Source organism: Cryobacterium inferilacus (genome assembly GCF_019599185.1).
GTDB lineage: Bacteria > Actinomycetota > Actinomycetes > Actinomycetales > Microbacteriaceae > Cryobacterium > Cryobacterium inferilacus.
On the sequence record NZ_JAIEUL010000008.1, the window covers coordinates 1 to 23,258 of the forward strand.

Genomic DNA, 23,258 nt, shown 5'->3' on the forward strand with positions numbered 1-23,258 from the left:
GCTTTCTCCAGCGCACTGCGCTTACCCGGTGGAATAGTCATACGACCATCTTCGCGCGGGATCAGGCCACGTTCGAGGTCACCGTCATACACCGCGGCGCTCCACCGCCTCAACCTGTTCCGTGAGATATCCCGCTCAAGCAACCACACGGCTTTCCGCCCGTACGAAAGCCCGTGGTACTCGTGGACCAACTCGCGGATCTCCACCGCCGTGAACCCTGGCGTAATCGACATGTTCCTGCCTCCTGCTGATCGTGAACTGACTCACAACCAGATTGACGCAGAGGGACTGCGGACAAATGGTCCCGGTGTGCCGGACGCAATTGTCCGCAGCGGCAACAGTTACGGGCGCAGCGGGCGGCTACACGTAGCTCGCGCGGATCTGGCCGATGGGCTTACCGCCGCCGTGCACAGCGAGCTTGAGCTCTGGCGCGATGGCGTCGACATCGGCGCGACGCACGGCACCGGCATCCGCCAGCAGGCTGAGCGCCACAATGCTGGCCGCCCGGAGGTTGCCGTCGAGGATCTTCAGCGCCACCGTGGTGCCGTTCTCGGCCGAGGCCACCATGATGCCCTCCGCACCACCCTTGACGAACAGGCCCAGGCGTTCGATGGCGATCGAATCGGGCAGGCCAGGCCCGGCGATGACCCAACCGTTTTCCCGCACCGCCTCGGCCAGGAAACCGGCCTCCCGGTAGATCGCGAACGGGGAGCTGGACTTCGACGTGGCGATGCGGGCGATGCCGCGGGCCAGCGCGGTCAGTGACAGCGCGTGCACGGGGGCGCCGCAGCCGTCAACACCGCTGGCGGCAGGCCGTTCACCGGTGAACCTCTCGACGACGTCGAGAATGCGCTTCTGCAACGGATGTTCGGGGTCGAGATAGCCGTTCGTCACCCAGTGATTCTGCACGCAGGCGGCGAGCATGGCCGCGTGCTTGCCGGAGCAATCCGAGTAGATCGGGGCGGGGCCCAGGCCCTGACGCACCAGGGCATCCCTGGTGCCGGAGTCGCCGGGCCAGGTCGGCGTGCAACCCAGGTCGGCCTCGGAGAGGCCGGCGCGGGCGAGCAGCCCGCGCACCAGGTCGGTGTGCTTCTGAGTGCCGGAGTGGCTCGACGTCGCTATCGCGGCATCCTCACCGCGCAGCACCACGCCGCTGGCCATCACCGCGATCGCCTGGAATGGTTTCATCGACGACCGCGGAAACACCGGAGCGGTCACGTCGCCGAGCGCGCGCAGCACAGCGCCGTCGCCGCTGAGGACGACGGCCGCACCGGCGTGGCGGGACTCGATGAAGCCGGAGCGTTCCACGACGGCGAGTTCGACGGCGTCGATGACCTCGATGGTGCCCGCGGTGGCGGGGGCTGCCGCGCTGAAAGCGGCCGGAGTCGATGTCGTCACGGTTACAGGGTCGCCATCGCGTCGTCGATGACCGACAGGGCGTCGGCCAGCAGCGCATCCGTCACGGCCAGGCTGGGCAGGAACCGCAGCACATTGCCGTAGGTGCCGGCCGTGAGCAGCAGCACGCCGTGCTGCGCCGCGTACGCGGCAATCGCGGTGACCGCTGGGGCGTTGGGCACCTTGGCGGTGTCCTTGGTGCCGGACTCCACAAGCTCGATCGCGATCATGGCCCCACGACCGCGGATGTCGCCGATGATGTCGTACTTCTCGGCCAGGGCGGTGAGGCCGGCCCGGAGGGTCTTCTCGATGCGGGCGCCCTCGTCGAGCAGGTTGTTGCGTTCGATCGCCTCGAACACCGCGATCGCGGCGGCACAGGCGACCGGGTTGCCACCGAAGGTGCCGCCGAGCCCGCCGGGCTGGGACGCGTCGAGGATCTCGGCGCGGCCGGTGACAGCGGCCAGCGGCATTCCGCCGGCGATGCCCTTGGCCACGAGCACCAGGTCGGGCTCCCAGCCGAAGTGCTCGCTGGCGAAGTACCGGCCGGTGCGGGCCATGCCGCTCTGGATCTCGTCTGCGATCATCACCACACCGTTGGCGGTGCACCATTCCTGCAGCAGCACCAGGTAGCCCTCGGCCGGCACCATGAAGCCGCCCTCGCCCTGGATGGGCTCGACGACCAGGCAGGCCAGGTCGCTGGCACCGATGACCTTCTCCAGATACGCGATGGTGCGGGCCGCGGCCTGCTGGCCGGTGAGGCCGTCGTGATAGGGGTACGAGTTCGGGGCGTGGTAGACATCGCTGGCCAGCGGGCCATACCCGGTGGCGTACGGGGCGGCCTTGTAGTTCATCGCCATGGTGAGCACCGTACGCCCGTGGTACGCGTGATCGAGCACGGCCACGGCGCGACGGCCGGTGTACTTGCGGGCGATCTTGACGCCGTTCTCCACGGCCTCGGCGCCCGAGTTGATCAGCACGGTCTTCTTCGGGAAGCTGCCAGGGGTGTGCGCGGCCAGGAGTTCGGCCACCCGCACGTACTCCTCGTATGGCGTGATCGTGAACAGGGTGTGCACAAAATCGTTCAGCTGCCCGGTCGCCGCGGCGACGACGCTGGTCTCGGAGTGGCCGACGGTGGTGACGCCGATGCCCGCGCCGAGGTCGATGAACTGATTGTCGTCGAGGTCGACGACGATCGCCCCGCTGGCCTTCGTGATGTACACGGGCAGGGCCGAACTGACACCCGTGGACACCACCGCCAGGCGTCGCTCGTGCATAGCCGTGGATCGCGGGCCCGGAATGGCCGTGACGATCTTGCGTTCCTGGGTCACCGAATAGACCGGGGACGAGGGGGAGGAGGCGGCTGCGGGATCAGTCAACGTGTCAGTCATGATCCGGCCAGTTTACCGCCAGCCCGGCGCGGCACCCGGGCTATTCCCTGCGAGAATTGACAGTAAGCGTGAAACCCGAAGGAGACACCATGATCGGCGCACATCACTACGCGGTGCAGATCCAATGGACCGGCAATCGGGGAACCGGCACCAGCAGCTATCGGGCCTACGGACGCGAGCACACCCTCTCGTCACCGGGCAAGCACCAGATCCTCGGTTCGGCCGACCGAACCTTCCACGGCAACGCTGACCGGTGGAATCCGGAGGAACTGCTGCTGGCCGCCCTCAGCCAGTGCCACCTGCTGTCCTACCTGCACGTGGCCGCGAACCACGGGCTGGTCGTTCTCGGCTACACCGACAATGCCATCGGCACCATGGCCCAGACGACGGATGGCGGTGGCCACTTCACCGCCGCCACCCTGCGTCCTCGGGTCATCATCGCCGATCCCGACCAGGTCGAGCTGGCTCAGTCCCTGCACGCGGAGGCCGCCAAGGCCTGCTTCATCGCCGCATCGGTCAATTTCCCGGTCGGACACGAGCCGGTGACCACCGTCGCCGAGCCGGCCTCGCTGCTCTAAGCGGGAGCCTGCGGGCCGAGTGTCGCGCCGGTGGCGGCGAGTGCCTCGCCCAGCTTCGTCGTTGTCGTCACCGCACGGTCCAGCTCGGTGCGGGTGAACCGCGCGGCCGTCTGCAGCTGGGCGGCGCAGATCGCGTCGTCGGCCGCACGAACCGTCGAGCGACCGGCATCGGTCAACCGGATGCGTCGCTCCCGCCGGGAATGCGGCGCCGGGTCCGGTTCGACCAGCCCGTCTGCCAGGGCGGCATCGACCAGCCGGCTGATGGTGGACTTCGTCAGGTTGAGGAGTGTGGCGATGTCCTGCTGCTTGAGGCAATCGTTCTCGGCGTCAAGGGTGCGCAGCACCGCGAACTGGCTTAGATTCAGCCCGGTGGAGCGCCTGACTGCATCTTCGGCCTGGCGGTCCAGCAGGGCGGCACTGTGACGCAGGGCCAACCACCACTCGACGAACGGGTCGCTGTTCGTCGACGCGGCCGGCTGGGCCGGCGGGTCCATCGACCCTGGATCCTGAGGTTCGGCTGCGCTGTTCGTCACCGGGCCAGTCTACGCCGCGAGCACCACTAAACAGTTGCGCATCGAATGGTTGCACATCGAACGGTTGCGAGTGTAACGTTTGCTGCATGCGAACACTTTTCATCATCGATCATCCCTATCAGGGCAGTTTCTCCCGAGCGCTCTTGGCGGCGGCGATGGCCGGCGCGGAGCAGGCCGGTCATGACGTCGACCTCATCGACCTCGCCGCCGACAAGTTCAACCCGGCGATGACGGCGCCGGAATTGAACGCGTGGCGATCGGGGGAGTCACTGGATCCGCTCGTGCTCGACTACCAGGCCAAGCTCGGTCGGGCGGATCACGTGGCCTTCGTCTTCCCGATCTGGTGGATGAACATGCCGGCTGGCACCAAGGGGTTCCTCGACAAGGTGCTGCTGCCCGGTGTCTCGTACGACGAGCCCAAGCCAGGCGGCCGGCTGGTGGGGCGCTACGGGTCGCTGACCTCGGTGACGTTGCTGACCACCAGCACCACGCCGACGCTGTGGTATCACCTCTTGTTCGGGCGTCCGGCGGTGCGTGCGCTCTTCGCCGGCACCTTCGGGCTGATCGGCGTGCGCAGGCTCCGGTGGCTCAGCCACGGCAACATCTCCCGCTCCGACGCGCTCACCCGCACGGCCTGGTTGCGCCGAGCCTCCCGCCGCTTCGCCAGGCTCGCCTGACCGGCTGCCCCGCCCCGCGCCCGCCCGCCCGCACAAACCGCCAAAGCGGCCCTGTGGCTGCCTCCGCAAGCGGAGGTGACCACAGGACCGCTTTCGCGAGATATTGAGCTACTTCTGGGCGGCCGCGAACAGCGTGAAGGCCTCTTCGAGCACCGAGGCGGCGTCGTCGATCAGGGCTTCGGAGATGACCACGGACGGCATGATCCGCAGCACGGAGTCCCAGCTGCCGGCATCCAGCGCGATCACGCCGTTGGTGGTGGCGTGCTTGAGCACGAACGCGAGCGCCTCGGGGAACGGCTTCTTGGTGCCGGGGTGCACCAGCTCGACGCCGAACATGGCGCCCTTGCCGCGCACGTCGCCGACGATGTCGAACCTGTCGGCCCAGTCGCCGATCCGGGCCCAGAGGGCCTTCTCCACCCGCTTGGCCTCGTCGAGCAGGTTGTCGCGTTCGATGATGTCGAATACCGCCAGGGCCGCCGCGGTCGAGACCGGGTTGCCGCCGAAGGTGCCGCCGATGCCGCCGGGCTGCACGGCATCCATGATCTCGGCGCGGCCGGTGACGGCGGCCAGTGGGAAGCCGCCGGCGATGCCCTTGGCGGTGGTGACCAGGTCGGGCACCACACCGTGGTGCTCGATGGCGTACCAGGCTCCGGTGCGGGCGATGCCGGCCTGGATCTCGTCGGAGACGAAGACGATGCCGTTCTCGGTGCAGAACTCGCTGAGGCGCTTGAAGTAGCCGGGAGCGGGGATGACGATGCCGCCGTCGCCCTGGATCGGCTCGACGAAGAACGCCGCGATCTCGGAGGCGCCGATGTGCGTCTGGATGTAGTCGATGGTCTTCTCGGCCGCTTCCTCGCCGCTCAGGCCGTCCTGGTATGGGTAGCTGGTGGGCACGCTGTAGATCTCACCGGGGAACGGTCCCATTCCGGCGCGCTCCGGCCAGGGGCGGTAGGTCATCGCCATGGTGAGGTTGGTGCGGCCGTGGAAGGCGTGGTCCAGGCTCACGATGGCGCGACGGCCGGTGTACTTGCGGGCGATCTTGACCGCGTTCTCGACGGCCTCTGCTCCGGTGTTCACCAGGATCGAGTGCTTCTCGAAGTCACCCGGGGTGATCTCTGCAAGCTTCTCGGCCACGCGCACGTAGTTCTCGTACGGGGTCACGGTGAACAGGGTGTGGGTGAGCTTGCCGGCCTGCTCGGCGGCGGCAGCGGCGACCTCCGGGTGGGCGTGGCCGATGGTGGTCACGCCGATGCCGCAACCCAGGTCGATGATCTGGTTGCCGTCCACATCCACCAGGATCGCCCCGGCGCCGTGGTCCATGTAGATGTTGGCGAGAGTGCCGGCACCGGCAGACACGGCGCGAACGCGTCGTTCCTGCAGCGCGATTGACCGTGGGCCCGGGAGGGCGGTGACGAGCTTGCGCTCCTGGCTGATCGAGAAGGAAGAAGACATGGCCCCAGCTTACGGACGTCGGCTGGGTCGGGCATGCGAGAGACTGGGCCCATGCCGGATCTCACATTGCGCGGCGGCGTCGGCAGCCAGGTCACGGCCGAGACGGACGTGAAGAGATCCCGATTCCTCTGCCGGCTGGTCAGGGTCGACACCGAGGATGCGGCGCGCACCGTGATCGACACCGCGCGCTCTGAGCACTGGGCCGCCCGCCACCACTGCTCGGCCTTCGTGGTCAAGCCGAACGGCAGCCCCGATCAGGTGCGCCGATCCAACGACGACGGCGAGCCATCCGGAACCGCGGGCCGACCGATGTTGGAGGCACTGTCCGGGCGTGGGCTGGTGGACTGCGTGGCGGTGGTCACGCGCTATTTCGGCGGCACGCTCCTCGGTGCCGGCGGCCTCGTGCGCGCATACTCCGACGCCGTTCTCAGCACGATCGACCTGGCCCAGTCCCGCAGGCTGCTGGTGGCGCGTGAGCGCCGTGAACTGTTCCGGCTCGCCCTCTCCCACGCGGATGCCGGTCGTATCGAGGCCGAATTACGCCAGCGCGGGGTGCTCATCCTGGGCACGAGCTACGCCGAGAAGGCAATGCTGAGCATCGCCGGCGACGATGCGGAGAAGCTCGGCGCGATCGTCGCCCAGGTGACCGCGGGGGCGACAGAGTTGCAGGCTCTCGGGCACGAGTGGGTCGACGTCGAGCGGTAGTGGCGAGACGGCCGTCAACATGTTCACCGGGGGATGACGGCGGGCAGGCCGCTATTCGACGAGTTCGGCGAGCTGACGGATGACCGTGCCCCAGCCGTCATGAAAGCCGAGGTCGGCGTGCTGGTCGCGGTCTGCGACGCTGCGGTGCATCGCGGTCGCGGTGTACTCGGTGCCGTCGGGGTGGTCCGCGAAGGTCATCACGGCGGTCACGAACGCGGTTTCGGCTGGGCGCCAGCCGGCGACGAGGGCATCCGTGAAAACTATCCGCTCGAGTTCGTCGACGGCGAGGAAACAGCCGGTGATGTGCGAACCGAAGGCGAGACCGTCCTCGCTGATCTCGGTGCGGAAGGAACCGCCGGCATGCAGTTCCATCGCGCGCACCTTGCAGGCCGTGGGCGCAGGCACCCACCACTTTTCGAAGCTGGCGGGGTCGGCCCAGGCGTTCCATACCGCGGCGCGCGGGGCCTTGATGATGCGGGAGACGGTGAGGTCGAGCTCGGGGTGAACGGAGGCGGTCATGCGGGGGACTCCTTGTCAGGATCGGTTTCGAGATTGTCATGGCCGGTTTCGAGGGCGGATGCGACGAACTCCTCGAGCCGGTCGGTGCGGCCCGTCCAGATGCTGCGCTGCTCGCCCAGCCACTTCTCGATCAGCGTGAAGGTGTCGCGCTCGAGGGTGCAGATGCGCACGCGTCCGGACTTTCGGGTGCGTATCAGCCCACATCTCTCGAGGTGGCCGATGTGCTTCATGAACGACGGCAGCGCCATGTCGAAGGGTGCGGCCAGCTCGCCGATGCTGGCCGGGCCTGTGCCGAGGCGGCCAATCACGGCCCGGCGGGTGGGATCGGACACGGCCTGGAAGACACCGTCAAGGGTTGAATGCTGAGCCATACGGCTAAGTTAGCGGGCGCTGTCACTAAGCGCAACGGCTAAGTGACGTGTGATCGATCGTCGCTAGCGCAGCTCACGCCACCAGATGGCCCGCTTCACCCGCTGTACCACGGTCGTCGGCGGGGATTCGTTGTAGCTGTGCGCGAGTTCCTGACCGGTCAGAGCGTGAATCGCGGTCATGATCTCGTCGGTGGCCTTGCGCCTTGCGCGGCCGGAGTCGGCCGTGCCGTGCACGCTCACGTCGATCGGCTCGCCGAACTTCACGCTGATGCGACGGATGCGCGGCATCTTCGAGCCCACCGGCATGATCTCCTGCGTACCGATCAGGCCCACCGGCACCACCACGGCTCCCGTGGTCAGCGCCAGCCAGGCCACGCCCGTGCGGCCACGATAGAGGCGGCCGTCCAGCGACCGGGTGCCCTCGGGGTAAATGGCGAAAGCGCCGTCAACGTCGAGCACTTCCTTGCCGGCGTCGAGGGCCACCTGGGCGGCCTGACCCGCGCCACGCTCCACGCCGATGGCGCCGATGGACGTGAAAAACTGCTTCGACACCCAACCCTTGAGACCGGTGCCGGTGAAGTAGGTGGACTTGGCCAGGAACTGCACGCGGCGCGGCGCGGTGAGGGGGATGACGATGCTGTCGATGAAGGACAGGTGGTTGCTGGCGAGAATCACCCGGCCCTCGCGGGGGATGTTCTCCTTGCCGGTGATGCGCGGTCGGAACACCAGACGGGCGATCGGGGCCATGATGCCGTAGCCGAGGAAATAGACGAAGCCCGGCCGCTTGGGTTTTGCGGGCAGCTCGACGATCTCGTCGGCGGCCGGCACATTCTCGACCGGAACAGCCGGCGTGGATTCGGGCTCGGCTGCTGGGTCGTGCTTGGCTCCGGTCACTCCACGACCCTACAGCGCAGGTAAGTCGCACCCGGCATATATCGACGGTGCGCCTAGCATGGGCTCGTGCAGCGAATCATCATTCTCGGGTCCACGGGCTCGATCGGTACCCAGGCGCTCGACGTCATCAAAGCCAACCCCACCCGGTTCGAGGTGGTCGGCCTCTCGGCGGGCAGTAACCGCGACCTACTGGCCGAGCAGGCCGCAGAGTTCCACGTCGACGACACCGCCATCGGGGCCGCAGAGGCCGAGCAGTTGGTGCGGGATGTCGATGCCGACGTCGTGCTCAACGGCATCACCGGTTCGGTGGGCCTGGGCCCGACCCTCGCCGCGCTCACGGCCGGCCGCACCCTGGCGCTGGCCAACAAGGAGTCCCTCATCGTCGGCGGCGACCTGGTCAAGGCCCTCGCCGCCCCCGGTCAGATCGTGCCGGTCGACTCCGAGCACTCCGCCATCGCGCAGGCGCTGCGCTCTGGCACCGCAGACGAGGTGCGCCGGCTGGTGCTCACGGCATCCGGTGGCCCGTTCCGCGGCCGGTCCCGTGCCGAGCTGACGGATGTGACGCCCCGCGAAGCCCTCGCCCACCCCACCTGGGACATGGGGCTGGTCATCACCACCAACTCCGCCACCCTGGTGAACAAGGGCCTGGAGATCATCGAGGCGCACCTGCTCTTCGACGTGCCGTACGAGAGCATCGACGTCGTCGTGCACCCGCAGTCGCTCATCCACTCGATGGTCGAGTTCATCGACGGCTCCACCATCGCCCAGGCGTCGCCGCCGAACATGCGCCTGCCCATCTCACTGGGCCTGGACTGGCCGAACCGGGTGGCCGCCGTCGGCGTCCCGATCGACTGGACCACCGCGCACACCTGGACCTTCGAACCGCTCGACGATGAGGCCTTCCCCGCGGTGGAGCTGGCCAAGGAGGTCGGCCGCGCCGGCGCCACCTACCCGGCCGTGTTCAACGCGTCGAACGAGCAGGCCGTTCTGGCCTTCCACGCCGGCCGGATCGGCTACCTCGACATCGTCGACACCGTACAGCGGGTGGTGGAGGCGCACGAGAGTCAGGGAAAGCTCACCCTCGAGTCCCTCGCCGAGGCCGAAGACTGGGCTCGCGCCGCCGCAGACACCATCATCGACCGAATCGCCCGGTGAACCGGGCCCGCCGGCGTCACCGGCGGTAACTCTCCGCCACGGTGACCAGGGCCTCATCCCATGCGGTGGCGGCCACGCCCAGTTCCCGCTCGGTTTCGAGGGAATCGATCACATAGGGCACCTGGAACTGGTAGCTGGACCGGTAGACCTCGCGCATCAGTGGGCTGACCGCGCCGAGCGAGCGCAGCATCCAGTCGGGGTAACCGGCCACGACACCGTGGCTGGTGTAGCGGGCGTTCAGCTGGGTGGCGATCTCGGTGCGGCTGTGTGCGCCGCTCGGCACGTGCCAGATCCGACCCCACGATCCGGTGTACCCGGCCGCGGCGATCAGGGTGGCGGCGATGTCCGGGATGTAGCTCCAGCTGTGCACGAGGTCGCCGCGACCGACGACCCTGGCGGTCTTGGAGGCCAGCACCGCGCTGAAAAACGCCTGACCGAGGTGGGCGGTGCCGCTGACACCTGGGCCGAAGTAATCGCTCGCGCGCACCTCGACGGCGCGGATCTCCCCACGCTCGTGGGCGTCCAGCATCCGTCGCCAGCCGGCGCGGCGGATCAGGCCCTTCGACTCCGTCGTGGTCTCGGGGGAGTGCTCCGTCATCGGGCCGGTGGGTGAACCGTATGGATAGAGGTTGCCCATCGACACCAGCGTGGCTCCGGTGACGGATGCCGCGGCGATCGCCGCAGCGAACACCGGCGGCCACCGCCTGGCCCAGTCCGGGTACGGCGGATTGGTGCACAGGAAGATGGTGTCCATGCGTTCCGCCGCGAGGACGAAGGCCACCGGATCGGATGCGTCGAGCATCCGGGCGGTGCCGCCGGCAACGGCCGTACCCGACCGCGTGGCCACGGTCACGTTGTCTCCTCGAGCAACGAGCTGGCGGGCCAGTTCGCGCCCGATCCAGCCGGCACCGACGATGAGATGTGTGGGCATTGCGGCCTCCGGCTCTGGTGTGACGGGTATGGCTGGTGCGGGGTGGGGCGCCGAAGCGCCTACTCGCAGGTGTCCTTCTTGCCGCAGGGGCCGGTCTTGTCCTTGCCGGGCTTGTCCTTGCCGGGCTTGTCGGAGCCGGGCCCTGGCGCGTCCTCGACGTCTTCGGAGTCCTCGGAGTCCTCGGAATCTTCGGAGTCCTCTGGGTTTTCGGAATCCTCCGAGTCCTCAGGAATCGCGGGGTCTTCGGTGACCACAGGGGTGGGCTCGACGGGTTCCTCCGTCGGAGTGTCGACGGGCTCTGGAGTCACCGGGGCGTCCTCTGGTGTCTCCACCGGCGTCTCTGCCGGTGCTTCGGTGCCCAGAGCGGCCGCGAGGTCGGCGGCGACGAGGTCGATCGCGGACTGGATCTGCGTGGCCTTGGCCTCCGTGACTCCCTCGGCGGCGCTCGCCGCGGTCAGGTCGGCCTGAACGTCCGCGAGCGCGGCCTGTGCGCCGGTGAAGTCCGCGGCGGCGGCGGCCGTGCTCACCGCGAGCACGCCGTCCTGCAGGCCGGCAGCCGTGTCGGCGTTCAGTCCGGATGCGGCGCAGCCGGTGAGCATGCCGCCGACCAGTCCCATGCCGGCCACGGCCAGCACAACCCGGGTGCGGAAGGTGGAGGTGTTACTCACGGGTTCACGCTTTCCTGAAGCTGCTCGAGGTGGGTGCCAAGGTCGCCCTCGACCGCCGGGTAGTCCGGAGGCGCCGTGGCCGGATCGGTCGGCTGGACGAAGAACACCAGAGCGATCACCGCGGCCACGGCCAGCAGCGCCCCGATGATCAACGGCCGGCGGCCGACACGGGGCCGGGATCGGTCGGTGGACGAGGGCCGTTCAGCGCTCAGCCCGCGGCCGGAGGGGGCGGGCGTGGCCGGAGCCGGCCGGGCGAACCGTTCCGTCTGGGCGGTCTGGGCGGTCTGGGCGGTCTGTGCCGTCTGGCCGGCGTGTGCCATCACCCGGGTGGCTTCGTCGCCGGTGGCGGTCGGATACACCTGGGTCTCTGCGGTGCCGGCGGCGGGGGCGGCCATCAGAGCGGTTGCCTGATCAACGGGCCGTGCCACGGGTGCGCCCTGGTTCCCACCACCGGGAACGAGGTCGCGCAGGAGCACGGCGGCATCCGCAGACGACAGTCGCTCGGCCGGGTCGCGGGCGGTCATGCCGGCCAGCACGGCCTGCCAGTCGGGGCCGAGCTCTGCGGGAATCTCGGGCTGACGCTGCAGCCTGGCCATGGCCGACTCGACTGCAGTACCGGGGTAGCTGCGGACGGCGGTGAGGCTCTCCAGCAACACCAGGCCCAGCGAGTACACATCGCTGGGCGGGCCGATCGGGTGGCCCAGGGCCTGCTCGGGGCTGAGGTAGCCGGCGGTGCCGAGTACGGCACCCGTGCGGGTGAGGTGAGTGGCGTCGAAGAGCCTGGCGATACCGAAGTCTGCCAGTTTCGCGTGCGACACCCGGCCGGGAAAGTCCGACGGCGCCAGCAGCACGTTGGCGGGCTTGATGTCGCGGTGGATGATGCCCTTGGCGTGCACGTAGTGCAGCGCCTCGGCAAGGTCTGCGCCCATTCTCGCCACCTCGACGGAGGCCACCGGACCGTCGCCGATTCGGCTGCGCAGGTCGGAGCCGTCGATGTACTCCATCACGATGAACGAGCGCGAGGCCCCATTCACGTACTCGGCGCCGGCGTCGAAGAGGGTGACCAGGGCGAAGTGGTTGAGGCTGGCGAGCACCATGACCTCACCGCTCTGCCGCTCGGGTCCGGAGTCGTCTGAGGTGTCCATGCGGAACAGCTTCAGCGCGACAGTGCGGCCCAGGGCCAGATCGGCGGCCTGATACACCGTGGCCATACCACCGGTGCCGATCAGCCGGTCGAGGCGGAAGCGGTCGGCGAGGACGAGTCCGATCAGGCCGTCGGTCCGCGTCGAATCATCGGCGGGCTCGGTTGGAACAGACAGGGAATCCTCCTGGATTGGGCGATGCGCGGGTAGTGGGCCAGTCTTGCGCCTGCCTCGCTGCCGGTCAACGACCAGCAGCCTTGCAGCTAGAGAAGGATAATCTACGACTGTGGAAAACGTGCTGCTGTACATCTTGGGCGTCGCCGTGGTCGTCGTGGGCCTGGCGCTCTCTATCGGCCTGCACGAGATCGGCCACCTGGTGCCCGCCAAGCTGTTCGGGGTCAAGGTCACCCAGTACATGATCGGCTTCGGGCCCACCCTCTGGTCCAAGCGCAAGGGCGAGACCGAGTACGGCGTCAAGGCCATCCCCATGGGCGGTTACATCTCCATGATCGGCATGTTCCCACCGGCCAAGGACGGCGCGGTCGCCCGGTCCAACAGCACGGGGTTCTTTCAGCAACTGGTGCAGGAGGGTGAACCGGAGAAGAAGCCCGGCGCACTGGGCACCCTGGTCGAGGATGCCCGCCAGGCCAGCGCAGACACCATCGGCGAGGGCGAGGACCACCGCGCCTTCTACAAGCTGCCGGTATTCAAGCGTGTGATCATCATGCTCGGCGGCCCGTTCATGAACCTGCTCATCGCCGTGGTGATGTTCACCGTGCTGCTGACCGGGTTCGGCAGCACCCAGGCCACCACCACGGTCGGCAGCGTCAGCGCCTGCGTGCTGCCCGCGACCAGCGACCGGCAGACCTGCGCCGACGGTGACGAAGCCGCGCCGGGCGCCGCCGCCGGCCTCGAGCCCGGTGACCGGCTGGTGAGCATCGACGGCACCACCATCACGACGTGGGAGCAGTCCACCGCGATCATCCGCGAGTCCGCCGGCACACCGCTGCAGGTCATCGTCGACCGCGACGGTGCCGAAGAGAACCTCGTCATCACCCCCAAACTCACCGAACGCTACGTCACGGATGACGCGGGCGAGACCGTCATGAACGCCGACGGAACGCCCCAGACCGTGGATGTCGGCTTCGTGGGCATCGGCCCCGCCGGTGAACTCGTGCCCCAGCCGATCACCGCGGTGCTGCCCGCCATCGGGGAGAACATCGCCGGGGTCGTGCACATGATCCTGAACCTGCCCGAACGGCTCATCGACGTGGCCAACGCCGCGTTCGGGCCGGGGGAGCGCGACCCGAACGGGCCGATCAGCGTCGTCGGCGTCGGCCGGGTCGCCGGCGAGATCGCCAGCATCGACACCATCCCGCTGGCCAGCAAGACCGCCAGCCTGCTCGGCCTGCTCGGTTCGTTGAACATCGCCCTGTTCGTGTTCAACCTGGTGCCTCTCATGCCCTTGGACGGCGGCCACGTCGCCGGTGCGCTGTGGGAGGGCATCCGCCGCTGGTTCGCCAAGCTGTTCAAGCGCCCAGACCCCGGACCCATCGACACCGCCAAGCTGATGCCGCTCACCTTCGCCGTGGTCATCGTGCTCGGCGGGATGAGCCTGCTGCTGATCTACGCGGACATCGTCAAGCCGGTCAACCTCTTCGGCTGACCCGGCGCGGGCTGATCCGGCGCGGCGGCAAACCGTTCGGGAAGGGTTCAGCTTCACTGGATCGACGACGCGTAAGCTACATCCGTGGCCGCTATAAACCTGGGTACGCCCAAAGTCCCCGTAATCCTCGCTCCCCGACGCAAGTCCCGCCAGATCAAGGTCGGCAAGGTCCTTGTCGGCGGAGACGCGCAGGTCAGCGTGCAATCGATGACGACGACGCCGACAACGAACATCAACGCGACTCTGCAGCAGATCGCCGAGCTCACCGCCTCCGGCTGTGACATCGTGCGCGTCGCCGTACCGAGCCGTGACGACGCCGAGGCGCTGCCGATCATTGCCAAGAAGAGCCAGATCCCGGTGATCGCCGACATCCACTTCCAGCCGAGCTACGTGTATCAGGCCATCGACGCCGGCTGCGCGGCCGTGCGGGTGAACCCGGGCAACATCCGCAAGTTCGACGACCAGGTCGGCAAGATCGCCGCCGCCGCGAAGGCCGCCGACGTCTCCATCCGCATCGGCGTCAACGCCGGTTCGCTTGAGCCCAGCCTGCTGCAGAAGTACGGCAAGGCCACCGCGGAGGCCCTCGTCGAGAGCGCCGTCTGGGAAGCCAGCCTGTTCGAAGAGCACGACTTCCACGACTTCAAGATCTCGGTCAAGCACAACGACCCTGTGGTCATGGTCAAGGCCTACCGGATGCTCGCCGAGCGCGGCGACTGGCCGTTGCACCTCGGTGTGACCGAGGCCGGCCCGTCCTTCCAGGGCACCATCAAGAGCGCCACGGCGTTCGGAATCCTGCTCGGCGAGGGCATCGGCGACACCATCCGGGTGTCGCTGTCGGCACCGCCGGCCGAAGAGATCAAGGTGGGTCTGCAGATCCTGCAGTCGCTGAACCTGCGCGAGCGCAAGCTCGAGATCGTCTCCTGCCCCAGCTGCGGCCGGGCCCAGGTGGATGTCTACAAGCTCGCCAACGACGTCACCGACGGTCTCGAGGGCATGACCGTGCCGCTGCGCGTGGCCGTGATGGGCTGCGTCGTCAACGGACCGGGCGAGGCCCGCGATGCGGACCTGGGCGTGGCATCCGGCAATGGCAAGGGCCAGATCTTCGTGCGCGGCGAGGTCATCAAGACCGTGCCGGAGTCCGAGATCGTGCAGACCCTGATCGAGGAGGCCAACCGCATGGCCGCCGAGATGCCGCCGAGCGAAGACAGCCTCGGCGCCCCCGTGGTCACGGTCGGCTCCCGCTAGCGAGATCTCGCCGCGGGCGGTGAGATGCCGCGCGCCGACGGGCGACCGGCGCGCGCCGTAAAGTAGGTGCGTGCCTATTCGTATGTCGAACTACTTCCTCCGAACCCTTCGCGAAGACCCCTCTGATGCCGAGGTCACCAGCCACCGCCTGCTCGTGCGGGCCGGCTACATCCGCCGTCAGGCTCCTGGCATCTTCGCCTGGCTGCCGCTTGGCCTCAAGGTCAAGGCGAAGATCGAGACCATCATCCGCGAGGAGATGGCCGCAGCCGGCGCCTTCGAGGTGCACTTCCCGGCGCTGCTGCCGCGTGAACCCTACGAGGTCACCGGCCGCTGGGAGGAATACGGCGACGGCCTGTTCCGCCTGCAGGACCGCAAGGGCAGCGACCTGCTGCTGGCCCCCACCCACGAAGAGGTCTTCACCCTCATGGTGAAGGACCTGTACAACAGCTACAAGGACCTGCCGCTGTCGATCTTCCAGATCCAGGACAAGTACCGCGACGAGGCCCGTTCCCGCGGTGGCCTGCTGCGTGGCCGCGAGTTCACCATGAAGGACGCCTACTCCTTCGACATCAGCGACGCCGGACTCGACCTGAGCTACCAGGCCCAGCGCGACGCCTACGAGCGCATCTTCACCCGCCTCGGCCTCGAGTACGTTGTGGTGCAGGCGGATGCCGGTGCCATGGGCGGGTCCAAGAGCGAAGAGTTCCTGCACCCCACCCCGGTCGGCGAAGACACCTTCGTGCGCAACGACGCCGGCTACGCGGCCAACGTCGAGGCGTTCCGCACCCTGGTTCCTGAGGCCATCGACTTCACCGGCGTCCCGGCCGCCGAGGTGCACGACACCCCGGACACCCCCACCATCCAGACCCTGGTCGACTCGGCCAACACCAACCACCCGCGCCCCGACGGTCGCGAGTGGACGGGAGCGGACACGCTCAAGAACGTCGTGCTCGCTCTCGTGCAGCCGGACGGCACCCGCGAGATCGTGGTCATCGGCCTGCCGGGCGACCGTGAGGTCGACCTCAAGCGCGTCGAGGTGGCCGTCGCTCCCGCCGAGGTGGAGGCCGCCAATGACGGCGACTTCGCCAAGCTCAACAAGATCGAGGGCCGCCCCGGCCTGGTCAAGGGCTACATCGGCCCGTGGGCCGCGGCCGGCGCGATGCTGGGCGAGAAGTCGGCCACGGGCATCCGATACCTCGTCGACCCGCGCGTGGTCGACGGCACCGAGTGGATCACCGGCGCCAACGAGGCCGGCCGGCACGTCTTCGGACTCGTCGCCGGGCGCGACTTCATCGCCGACGGCACCGTCGAAGCCGCAGAGGTGCGCGCGGGTGACCCCGCCCCCGACGGCTCTGGCCCGGTGGAACTGGCCCGCGGCATGGAGATCGGTCACGTGTTCCAGCTCGGCCGCAAGTACGCCGAGGCGCTGGGGCTCAAGGTGCTCGACGAGAACGGCAAGCTCGCCACCGTCACCATGGGTTCGTACGGCATCGGCGTCACCCGCGCGCTGGCCGTGATCGCCGAACTCAACAACGATGCCAAGGGCCTGATCTGGCCGGAGGCGGTTGCCCCGTTCGACGTGCACGTGATCGCCACCGGTCGCGACGAGATCGTCTTCGAGACCAGCGAAGCCGTGACCGCCATGGTCGAGGCCTCCGGCCGCGACGTGCTCTACGACGACCGCCGCAAGGTGTCGCCCGGCGTGAAGTTCGGTGACGCCGAACTGATCGGCATCCCCACCATCGTGATCGTGGGCCGCGGCGCGGCCGACGGCATCGTGGAACTGTGGGACCGCCGCTCTGGCGAGCGCACCCAGGTGGCCGTCACCGAGCTGGCCGCGCACTTCGCCTGACCGCTCGCTCGCTGGTCGAGCTTGTCGACGCCGTGCTGAGCCTGTCGAAGTAGACCTCGTGCGGGGTCTCGACAAGCTCGACCAATGTCTGGTCGCCTCGCGCCCGTAGTCAGAGGCGGGCGAACCGGGCCCGGAAGAGGCAGTACAGGCCGTACGCGATCAGGCCCAGACCGACGAGCACCAGGATGGCCACGCCGAACGGCAGTGCGGCAAGCGAGCGCAGCGCACCGTCGAGCCCGGTGGACTGACTCGGGTCGACCGTGAAGCCGGCCACGATCACCAGGATGCCGACAACGCCGACGGCGATGCCCTTGGCGATGTACCCGGCCACGCCCAGCCCCACCGTGACCCGGCCCAGCGTGCCAGTCGGCACGGCCAGGTCTTCGGTGAAGGTCTTCGCCACACCCTTGTAGACGAAGTAGCCGCCAATCGCCAGAACGGCCAGTCCGGCGATCACGAGCAGCACCGGCCCGCCGGGCAGGGCGAGCACGGATGCGCTGGCCGACGACGTGCTGCCCGACGAGTCCGCAGACCCCGTCAGCGCCACCGTCAGGGCCGTGCCGGCCACGAACAGGTACGCCACGCCCTTGCCGATCTCCTTCAGCCGGTGAGCCCAGACCTTCTTCGGGTCGCTGCCTGGCACCAGGAACGCCTGCAGCAGCTGCCACAGGCCGAGGGCGGTGAGCCCGACGACGATGGTCCAGATCACGAACACGCCACCGGGGGACTGGGCGAGCTGGCCGAGCGCGCCGGACTGGTCGGCGCTCTCGCCGCCCGCACCGACGGCGAGGCCGATCGCGATGGCGCCGATCAGGGCGTGCAGCAGCCCGTTGACGGCGTAACCCACCTTGGCCAGGGTCTTCAAATGCGGGTTGTTGCCGGCGCTTTGGGCTGCGCGGCCGGCCGATTGCGCGCCGGACTCTGCCGAGGATCGAGTGTTCATCGGGTTATCGTAACCGTGCGGGCCCGCGCAACCGCCAGAATGCGGCTGGTGAGTCGCCGCTAGTGGCACCGTACGGGTGACGGGCACCGCGGGATTCCGGTACCGTAGGGAGAAGCCCGCTGCGCGGTTTCGCGGCGGCAAGATCTGAATAGAGGAGGCCGGCCATGGACATCGACCTCAGCGTGTTGCGGCTGATGGAGCGCGAGAAAGAGATTCCCTTTGAGGAACTCGTGCAGATCATCGAGCAAGCAATTCTGACGGCCTACCTCAAGCACACCCACCAGGGTGAGCCACTGAAGCAGGCTGCGGAAGAAGAACCCGGAGCTCGCGTCGTACTCGACCGCAAGTCCGGTCACGTCGACATTTACATTCCTGAGCGCGACGACGAGGGCAATATCATCGGCGAAGCCGTTGACAACCCAGACGACTTCGGTCGTATTGCCGCATTCGCGGCCAAGCAGGTCATTAACCAGCGTCTGCGCGACATCGCGGATGACGCGGTGCTTGGCGAATTCAAGGGTCGCGAAGGCGAGATCGTCGCCGGCGTGATCCAGCAGGGGCCCAACCCCCGCATGATTCACGTCGACCTCGGCACCATCGAGGCGATCCTTCCCCCAGAAGAGCAGGTGCCGGGCGAAAGCTACGTGCACGGTGCACGCATCCGGGTGTACGTCACGGCCGTCGGCCGCGGCATGAAGGGCCCGCAGATCACCGTCTCGCGCACCCACCCGTCGCTGGTGCGTCGACTGTTCGCCCTGGAGGTCCCCGAGATCGCCAGCGGCGTCGTGGAGATCGTGTCGCTGGCCCGCGAGGCCGGCCACCGCACCAAGATGGCCGTGCGCGCCACCGAGCCCGGCGTCAACGCCAAGGGCGCCTGCATCGGCGAGCTCGGCCAGCGCGTTCGCGCGGTGACCGTGGAGCTCAACAACGAGAAGATCGACATCGTCGACTACTCGCCAGACCTGGCCACCTTCGTGGCCAGCGCCCTCTCCCCGGCCAAGGTCACCAGCTCCTACGTCATCGACGAGTCGATCAAGGCGGTGCGGGCCCTGGTTCCCGACTACCAGCTGTCGCTCGCGATCGGCAAGGAGGGCCAGAATGCCCGCCTCGCCGCCAAGCTGACCGGTGCCAAAATCGACATCCAGCCGGACAGCATTCTGGAGGATGACGAATAGGGGGTACGATGGATCCCGTTAGAACGTGCATTGGATGCCGTTCCCGCGCCTCGCGATCCTCTCTTCTGAGGGTTGTCGCCCAGAATTCGCTGCTGGTGGTCGATGAGACCGCCACCCTGCCTGGGCGAGGTGCGTGGATTCATCCCACCATCGCGTGCTTCCAGGAGGCCGTAAAGAGGCGCGCTTTTGGGCGTGCCCTCCGCGTGACCAGCCCCCTGGACGCAAATCAACTAGAGAACAGGCTGACTTGGCTAATGGATAACTAATGAGCGGCTCGAAATGAGACCCGTCCGTTACTAACGGCCTGCCCCTTTCCGGGTGCAGGCCCGGAACAGGAGAATTGTGGCTGCGAAACCACGCGTACACGAGATCGCAACTGAGCTCGGTGTCGACAGCAAGGTAGCCCTTGCTAAATTGAAAGAAATGGGCGAGTTCGTCAAGGGACCGTCCAGTAGCGTTGAGCCCCCCGTTGCGCGCCGTCTGCGTGCAGCACTCGAGGCCGATGGGGCCGCCACCGGCGGTGCCGCAGCTGCGACCCCCGCGGCACCCGCCGCCGCCGCGAAGCCGGCGACGTCGGCCAAGCCCGGTGGCGCACGTCCGTCCCCCGCACGTCCCGCCGCACCGGTGCCCGCACCCGTCGTCGAGGCTCCCGCAGCGGATGCCCCGCCCATGCCCGCCGCGCCGCTCACCGTAGCGGAGCGTCAGGCCGCAGCAGCCGAGAAGGCCGCAGCAGCCGAAAAGGCCGCTGCGACCGAGAAGGCCGCCGCAGAGGCGCCCGCCAGCACGAGCACCGAGACCACCCCCGACGCGGCCAAGCCGGCCGCCAAGGCCGACGGCGACGCTGCTCCGGCCGCCAAGCCGGGTGGAACCGTCCCGCGTCCGGGAGCTCGTCCGGGTAACAACCCGTTCGCCAGCAACCAGGGCATGGGCAAGACCCCCACCCCGCGTCCGGGCAACAACCCGTTCGCGAGCGCGCAGGGCATGGGACAGCGTCCGCCGTCCTCCGCCTCGCCCAGCAACATCCCGCGCCCTGCCGCACCCCGCCCCGGCGCCCCGCGTCCGGGTGGACCCGGCCAGGCACCCCGCCCGACCGGCTTCGGCCAGCGTCCGGGTGGCTTCCAGCGCCCCGGTGGCGCTCCGGGCGGCGCCGGTGGCGCACGCCCCGGCTTCACCCGTCCAGGTGCACCTGCCGGTGCTCCCGGCTTCGGCCCGCCCCGCCCCGCCGGTGGCGGCGGCGCAGGCGGTCGTGGCCGTGGCCCCGGTGGTGGAACCGCTGGTGCGTTCGGTCGCGGAGGCGGCAAGAACAAGGCACGCAAGTCGAAGCGGACCAAGAGGGCCGAGTTCGAGCTGCGCGAGGCCCCGTCGCTGGGTGGCGTCAGCGTCCCCCGCGGCGACGGCGGAACCGTTGTGCGTCTGCGCCGCGGTGCCTCGATCACGGACTTCGCCGACAAGATCGACGCGAGCCCGGGCAACCTGGTCACCGTGCTGTTCCACCTCGGTGAGATGGCAACGGCAACCGAGTCGCTCGACGAGGCCACCTTCGACGTGCTGGGCAGCGAGCTGGGTTACAAGATCCAGATGGTCTCGCCCGACGACGAGGACCGCGAACTGCTGCTCGCCTTCGACATCGACATCGACCAGGAACTGGCCGACGAGACCGACGAAGAGCTCGAAGTCCGTCCTCCCGTCGTCACGGTCATGGGTCACGTCGACCATGGTAAGACCGCGCTGCTCGACGCCATCCGTAACGCCAAGGTGGCAGCGGGCGAAGCCGGTGGCATCACCCAGCACATCGGTGCCTACCAGGTCGTCACCGAGCACGAGGGCATCGAACGTGCCATCACCTTCATCGACACCCCCGGTCACGAGGCGTTCACCGCCATGCGTGCTCGTGGTGCGCAGGTCACCGACATCGCGATCCTCGTGGTCGCCGCCGATGACGGCATCATGCCGCAGACGATTGAGGCGCTCAACCACGCGCAGGCCGCCAACGTGCCGATCGTGGTCGCAGTGAACAAGATCGACAAGGAAGGCGCCAACCCGCAGAAGGTGCGCCAGCAGCTCACCGAATTCGGCCTCGTCGCCGAAGAGTACGGCGGAGACGTCATGTTCGTCGACGTGTCTGCTCGGAACAAGGTCGGCATCCAGGAAGTTCTGGACGCCGTTCTGCTCACCGCAGACGCCGGACTCGACATGCGCGCCAACCCGAACAAGGATGCCCGCGGTGTGGCCATCGAGGCCAAGCTCGACAAGGGCCGCGGTGCTGTCGCTACTGTGCTGATCCAGTCCGGAACGCTGAGGGTCGGTGACTCGATCGTCGCCGGTACCGCCTACGGACGTGTTCGTGCCATGGCCGACGAAAACGGCAACTCCGTTCTCGCCGCCGTGCCGTCCCGTGCCGTTCAGGTGCAGGGCCTCTCGAGCGTTCCCCGCGCCGGTGACACCTTCCTCGTCATTGAGGAAGACCGCACCGCGCGTCAGATCGCCGAGAAGCGCGAAGCCGCCGAGCGCAACGCCCTGCTGGCCAAGGCCCGCAAGCGCATCAGCCTCGAGGACTTCACCCGTGCACTCGAAGAGGGCAAGGTCGAATCGCTCAACCTCATCATCAAGGGTGACGTGTCCGGTGCCGTTGAGGCGCTGGAAGAATCGCTGCTCAAGATCGAGGTCGACGACTCCGTTCAGCTGCGCATCATCCACCGCGGTGTCGGTGCGGTCACGGAGAGCGACGTCAACCTCGCCACCGTCGACAACGCCATCATCATCGGCTTCAACGTTCGCCCCGACACGAAGGCGCGCGAACGTGCGGCTCGTGAAGGCGTGGACGTGCGCTTCTACTCCGTCATCTACAACGCGCTCGAGGACATCGAGTCTTCCCTCACCGGAATGCTCAAGCCCGAGTTCGAAGAGGTGCAGAGTGGTGTCGCCGAGATCCGCGAGGTCTTCAGCTCGTCCAAGTTCGGAAACGTCGCCGGTGTCATCGTGCGTTCGGGAACGATCACGCGAAACGCCAAGGCGCGGGTCATCCGCGACGGCATCGTCGTGGGCGACAACCTGGCCATCGAATCGCTGCGTCGCTTCAAGGATGACGTCACCGAGGTCCGTACGGACTTCGAGGCGGGTATTGGACTGGGTAAGTTCAATGACATTCAGATCGGCGATGAGATCGAGACGATCGAATTGAAGGAAAAGCCGAGAGGTTAATAACCTCTCGGTGGTACGGGGTCTCCGCTTGATCCCCCTAAAAAGGGAAGAGAGCGGGGACCCCTACCCCGATTCCCTTTTTAGGGGGATCAAGCTACGACCCACACTCCCCGAGACATCATCCGTCAATCGATGGTGGGGGAGGGCTTAAGAGCTATTGAAGTACCCACAAACTAGGAGTTCGACATGGTAGATCCGGCACGCGCTAGGAAGATGGCGGACCGCATCAAGGTCATCGTGGCCAAGCGGCTCGAACGCGGCATCCGCGACCCGAGGCTCGGCTTCGTGACCATCACCGACGTCAAGGTCACCGGCGACCTGCAGCACGCCTCGGTGTTCTACACGGTCTACGGCTCCGACGAGGAGCGCAAGGACAGCGCCGCGGCGCTCAAGGCCGCCACCGGAATGATGCGCAGCGAGGTCGGCAAGAACATCACCGCCAGGCTCACGCCGTCCATCGAATTCATCGCAGACGGCATCCCGGAGAACGCCGCCCTCATCGACGACCTGCTGCGCGAGGCCCGCGAACGCGACACCCAGGTTGAAGAGATGGCCCGTGCCGCCGTCTACGCCGGCGACGAAGACCCGTACGTCAAGCCCCGCGAATGGGCAGACGAGGACGACGACGTCGAGGACGACGACACCGACGAGGACGAGGCGCCTGCCGCCCCGGCCCGCACCGGCCGTCACGTCGCGGACACAGAGCCCGACGCGCAGTAACCACTCGCGACCTGCCGCAGAAGGCCCCTTGACGACTCGTCACGGGGT

General features: G+C 67.9%; 22 protein-coding genes and 1 pseudogene. 11 read left to right on the forward strand and 12 right to left on the reverse strand.

All coding sequences use genetic code 11. From position 1 onward, the window contains the following. From K2F54_RS08690 to gabT, 3 genes and pseudogenes are all read right to left on the reverse strand, one after another. A pseudogene (locus K2F54_RS08690) lies at nt 1-233 on the reverse strand (hypothetical protein); the annotation flags it as partial. Nucleotides 234-360: 127 nt separating this feature from the next. Further along, nucleotides 361-1,398, reverse strand: a complete 1,038-nt coding sequence (locus K2F54_RS08695; RefSeq protein WP_220605481.1) for an asparaginase — start codon at nt 1,396-1,398, stop codon at nt 361-363. A 2-nt stretch (nt 1,399-1,400) separates the two neighbouring features. Continuing rightward, entirely contained in the window at nt 1,401-2,783 is a 1,383-nt protein-coding gene (gene gabT, locus K2F54_RS08700) for a 4-aminobutyrate--2-oxoglutarate transaminase (protein ID WP_220605482.1), read from the reverse strand. 89 nt (nt 2,784-2,872) lie between these two features. Here gabT and K2F54_RS08705 point away from each other — a divergent pair, with 89 nt between their 5' ends. Next, nucleotides 2,873-3,361, forward strand: coding sequence for an OsmC family protein (locus tag K2F54_RS08705; RefSeq protein ID WP_220605483.1), 489 nt, complete (start codon nt 2,873-2,875; stop codon nt 3,359-3,361). Here K2F54_RS08705 and K2F54_RS08710 read toward each other — a convergent pair. Beyond that, complete coding sequence (locus K2F54_RS08710) at nt 3,358-3,894, reverse strand: MarR family winged helix-turn-helix transcriptional regulator (RefSeq protein WP_220605484.1); 537 nt, start codon at nt 3,892-3,894, stop codon at nt 3,358-3,360. The genes K2F54_RS08705 and K2F54_RS08710 overlap by 4 nt on opposite strands. A gap of 86 nt (nt 3,895-3,980) precedes the next feature. Between K2F54_RS08710 and K2F54_RS08715 the strand changes: the two genes are divergently transcribed. After that, entirely contained in the window at nt 3,981-4,571 is a 591-nt protein-coding gene (locus tag K2F54_RS08715; protein ID WP_220605485.1) for an NAD(P)H-dependent oxidoreductase, read from the forward strand. 108 nt (nt 4,572-4,679) lie between these two features. Here the strand turns inward: K2F54_RS08715 and K2F54_RS08720 are convergent, their stop codons facing one another. Continuing rightward, nucleotides 4,680-6,023 carry an aminotransferase class III-fold pyridoxal phosphate-dependent enzyme gene (locus tag K2F54_RS08720; RefSeq protein WP_220605486.1) on the reverse strand — a complete coding sequence of 448 codons (1,344 nt, stop codon included), beginning with the start codon at nt 6,021-6,023 and terminating at the stop codon, nt 4,680-4,682. Nucleotides 6,024-6,074: 51 nt separating this feature from the next. Between K2F54_RS08720 and K2F54_RS08725 the strand changes: the two genes are divergently transcribed. After that, on the forward strand, nt 6,075-6,728 hold the full coding sequence (locus K2F54_RS08725; protein ID WP_220605487.1) for an IMPACT family protein: 654 nt from the start codon (nt 6,075-6,077) through the stop codon (nt 6,726-6,728). A 51-nt stretch (nt 6,729-6,779) separates the two neighbouring features. On the opposite strand, the gene K2F54_RS08730 is transcribed toward K2F54_RS08725, so the two are convergent. The 3 genes from K2F54_RS08730 to K2F54_RS08740 all read right to left on the reverse strand — a co-directional run bounded on the left by K2F54_RS08730 (nt 6,780) and on the right by K2F54_RS08740 (nt 8,512). Continuing rightward, nucleotides 6,780-7,247, reverse strand: coding sequence for an SRPBCC family protein (locus K2F54_RS08730; RefSeq protein ID WP_220605488.1), 468 nt, complete (start codon nt 7,245-7,247; stop codon nt 6,780-6,782). Then, the gene (locus K2F54_RS08735; protein WP_220605489.1) at nt 7,244-7,618 is read right to left on the reverse strand and encodes an ArsR/SmtB family transcription factor; all 375 of its coding nucleotides are present in this window, start codon (nt 7,616-7,618) and stop codon (nt 7,244-7,246) included. The genes K2F54_RS08730 and K2F54_RS08735 overlap by 4 nt, the downstream gene beginning before the upstream one ends. A 63-nt stretch (nt 7,619-7,681) precedes the next feature. Beyond that, nucleotides 7,682-8,512 carry a lysophospholipid acyltransferase family protein gene (locus K2F54_RS08740; RefSeq protein WP_374107277.1) on the reverse strand — a complete coding sequence of 277 codons (831 nt, stop codon included), beginning with the start codon at nt 8,510-8,512 and terminating at the stop codon, nt 7,682-7,684. Between the two features lie 66 nt (nt 8,513-8,578). Here K2F54_RS08740 and dxr point away from each other — a divergent pair, with 66 nt between their 5' ends. Next, nucleotides 8,579-9,667 (forward strand): 1-deoxy-D-xylulose-5-phosphate reductoisomerase, encoded by a 1,089-nt coding sequence (gene dxr / locus K2F54_RS08745; RefSeq protein WP_220605490.1) that lies wholly within the window; start codon nt 8,579-8,581, stop codon nt 9,665-9,667. A gap of 16 nt (nt 9,668-9,683) precedes the next feature. Here dxr and K2F54_RS08750 read toward each other — a convergent pair whose 3' ends face one another. From K2F54_RS08750 to K2F54_RS08760, 3 genes are read right to left on the reverse strand one after another with little or no spacing between them, the layout of a single operon-like run. Further along, nucleotides 9,684-10,598, reverse strand: coding sequence for an NAD-dependent epimerase/dehydratase family protein (locus tag K2F54_RS08750; protein ID WP_220605491.1), 915 nt, complete (start codon nt 10,596-10,598; stop codon nt 9,684-9,686). A gap of 59 nt (nt 10,599-10,657) precedes the next feature. After that, nucleotides 10,658-11,266, reverse strand: a complete 609-nt coding sequence (locus K2F54_RS08755) for a prolipoprotein diacylglyceryl transferase (protein ID WP_220605492.1) — start codon at nt 11,264-11,266, stop codon at nt 10,658-10,660. Continuing rightward, nucleotides 11,263-12,600 carry a serine/threonine-protein kinase gene (locus K2F54_RS08760; RefSeq protein ID WP_308287596.1) on the reverse strand — a complete coding sequence of 446 codons (1,338 nt, stop codon included), beginning with the start codon at nt 12,598-12,600 and terminating at the stop codon, nt 11,263-11,265. The genes K2F54_RS08755 and K2F54_RS08760 overlap by 4 nt, the downstream gene beginning before the upstream one ends. 94 nt (nt 12,601-12,694) lie before the next feature. On the opposite strand from K2F54_RS08760, the gene K2F54_RS08765 reads away from it, so the two are divergent. The 3 genes from K2F54_RS08765 to K2F54_RS08775 all read left to right on the forward strand — a co-directional run bounded on the left by K2F54_RS08765 (nt 12,695) and on the right by K2F54_RS08775 (nt 17,171). After that, nucleotides 12,695-14,074, forward strand: a complete 1,380-nt coding sequence (locus tag K2F54_RS08765) for a M50 family metallopeptidase (RefSeq protein WP_220605494.1) — start codon at nt 12,695-12,697, stop codon at nt 14,072-14,074. Between the two features lie 84 nt (nt 14,075-14,158). Further along, complete coding sequence (ispG, locus tag K2F54_RS08770) at nt 14,159-15,319, forward strand: flavodoxin-dependent (E)-4-hydroxy-3-methylbut-2-enyl-diphosphate synthase (RefSeq protein WP_220605495.1); 1,161 nt, start codon at nt 14,159-14,161, stop codon at nt 15,317-15,319. Between the two features lie 82 nt (nt 15,320-15,401). Next, complete coding sequence (locus K2F54_RS08775; RefSeq protein WP_255576918.1) at nt 15,402-17,171, forward strand: proline--tRNA ligase; 1,770 nt, start codon at nt 15,402-15,404, stop codon at nt 17,169-17,171. A 109-nt stretch (nt 17,172-17,280) separates the two neighbouring features. Here the strand turns inward: K2F54_RS08775 and K2F54_RS08780 are convergent, their stop codons facing one another. Further along, nucleotides 17,281-18,114, reverse strand: a complete 834-nt coding sequence (locus K2F54_RS08780; RefSeq protein WP_220605497.1) for a DUF1206 domain-containing protein — start codon at nt 18,112-18,114, stop codon at nt 17,281-17,283. Between the two features lie 164 nt (nt 18,115-18,278). On the opposite strand from K2F54_RS08780, the gene nusA reads away from it, so the two are divergent. From nusA to rbfA, 4 genes are all read left to right on the forward strand, one after another. Continuing rightward, nucleotides 18,279-19,289 carry a transcription termination factor NusA gene (gene nusA / locus K2F54_RS08785; protein WP_220605498.1) on the forward strand — a complete coding sequence of 337 codons (1,011 nt, stop codon included), beginning with the start codon at nt 18,279-18,281 and terminating at the stop codon, nt 19,287-19,289. Nucleotides 19,290-19,297: 8 nt separating this feature from the next. Further along, nucleotides 19,298-19,555: a YlxR family protein gene (locus K2F54_RS08790; protein ID WP_110126028.1), complete on the forward strand. Its 258-nt coding sequence runs from the start codon at nt 19,298-19,300 to the stop codon at nt 19,553-19,555. Between the two features lie 76 nt (nt 19,556-19,631). Then, nucleotides 19,632-22,490 (forward strand): translation initiation factor IF-2, encoded by a 2,859-nt coding sequence (gene infB / locus K2F54_RS08795; protein WP_220605499.1) that lies wholly within the window; start codon nt 19,632-19,634, stop codon nt 22,488-22,490. A gap of 186 nt (nt 22,491-22,676) precedes the next feature. Continuing rightward, complete coding sequence (gene rbfA / locus K2F54_RS08800; RefSeq protein WP_220605500.1) at nt 22,677-23,210, forward strand: 30S ribosome-binding factor RbfA; 534 nt, start codon at nt 22,677-22,679, stop codon at nt 23,208-23,210. The last annotated feature ends 48 nt before the right edge of the window (nt 23,211-23,258 follow it).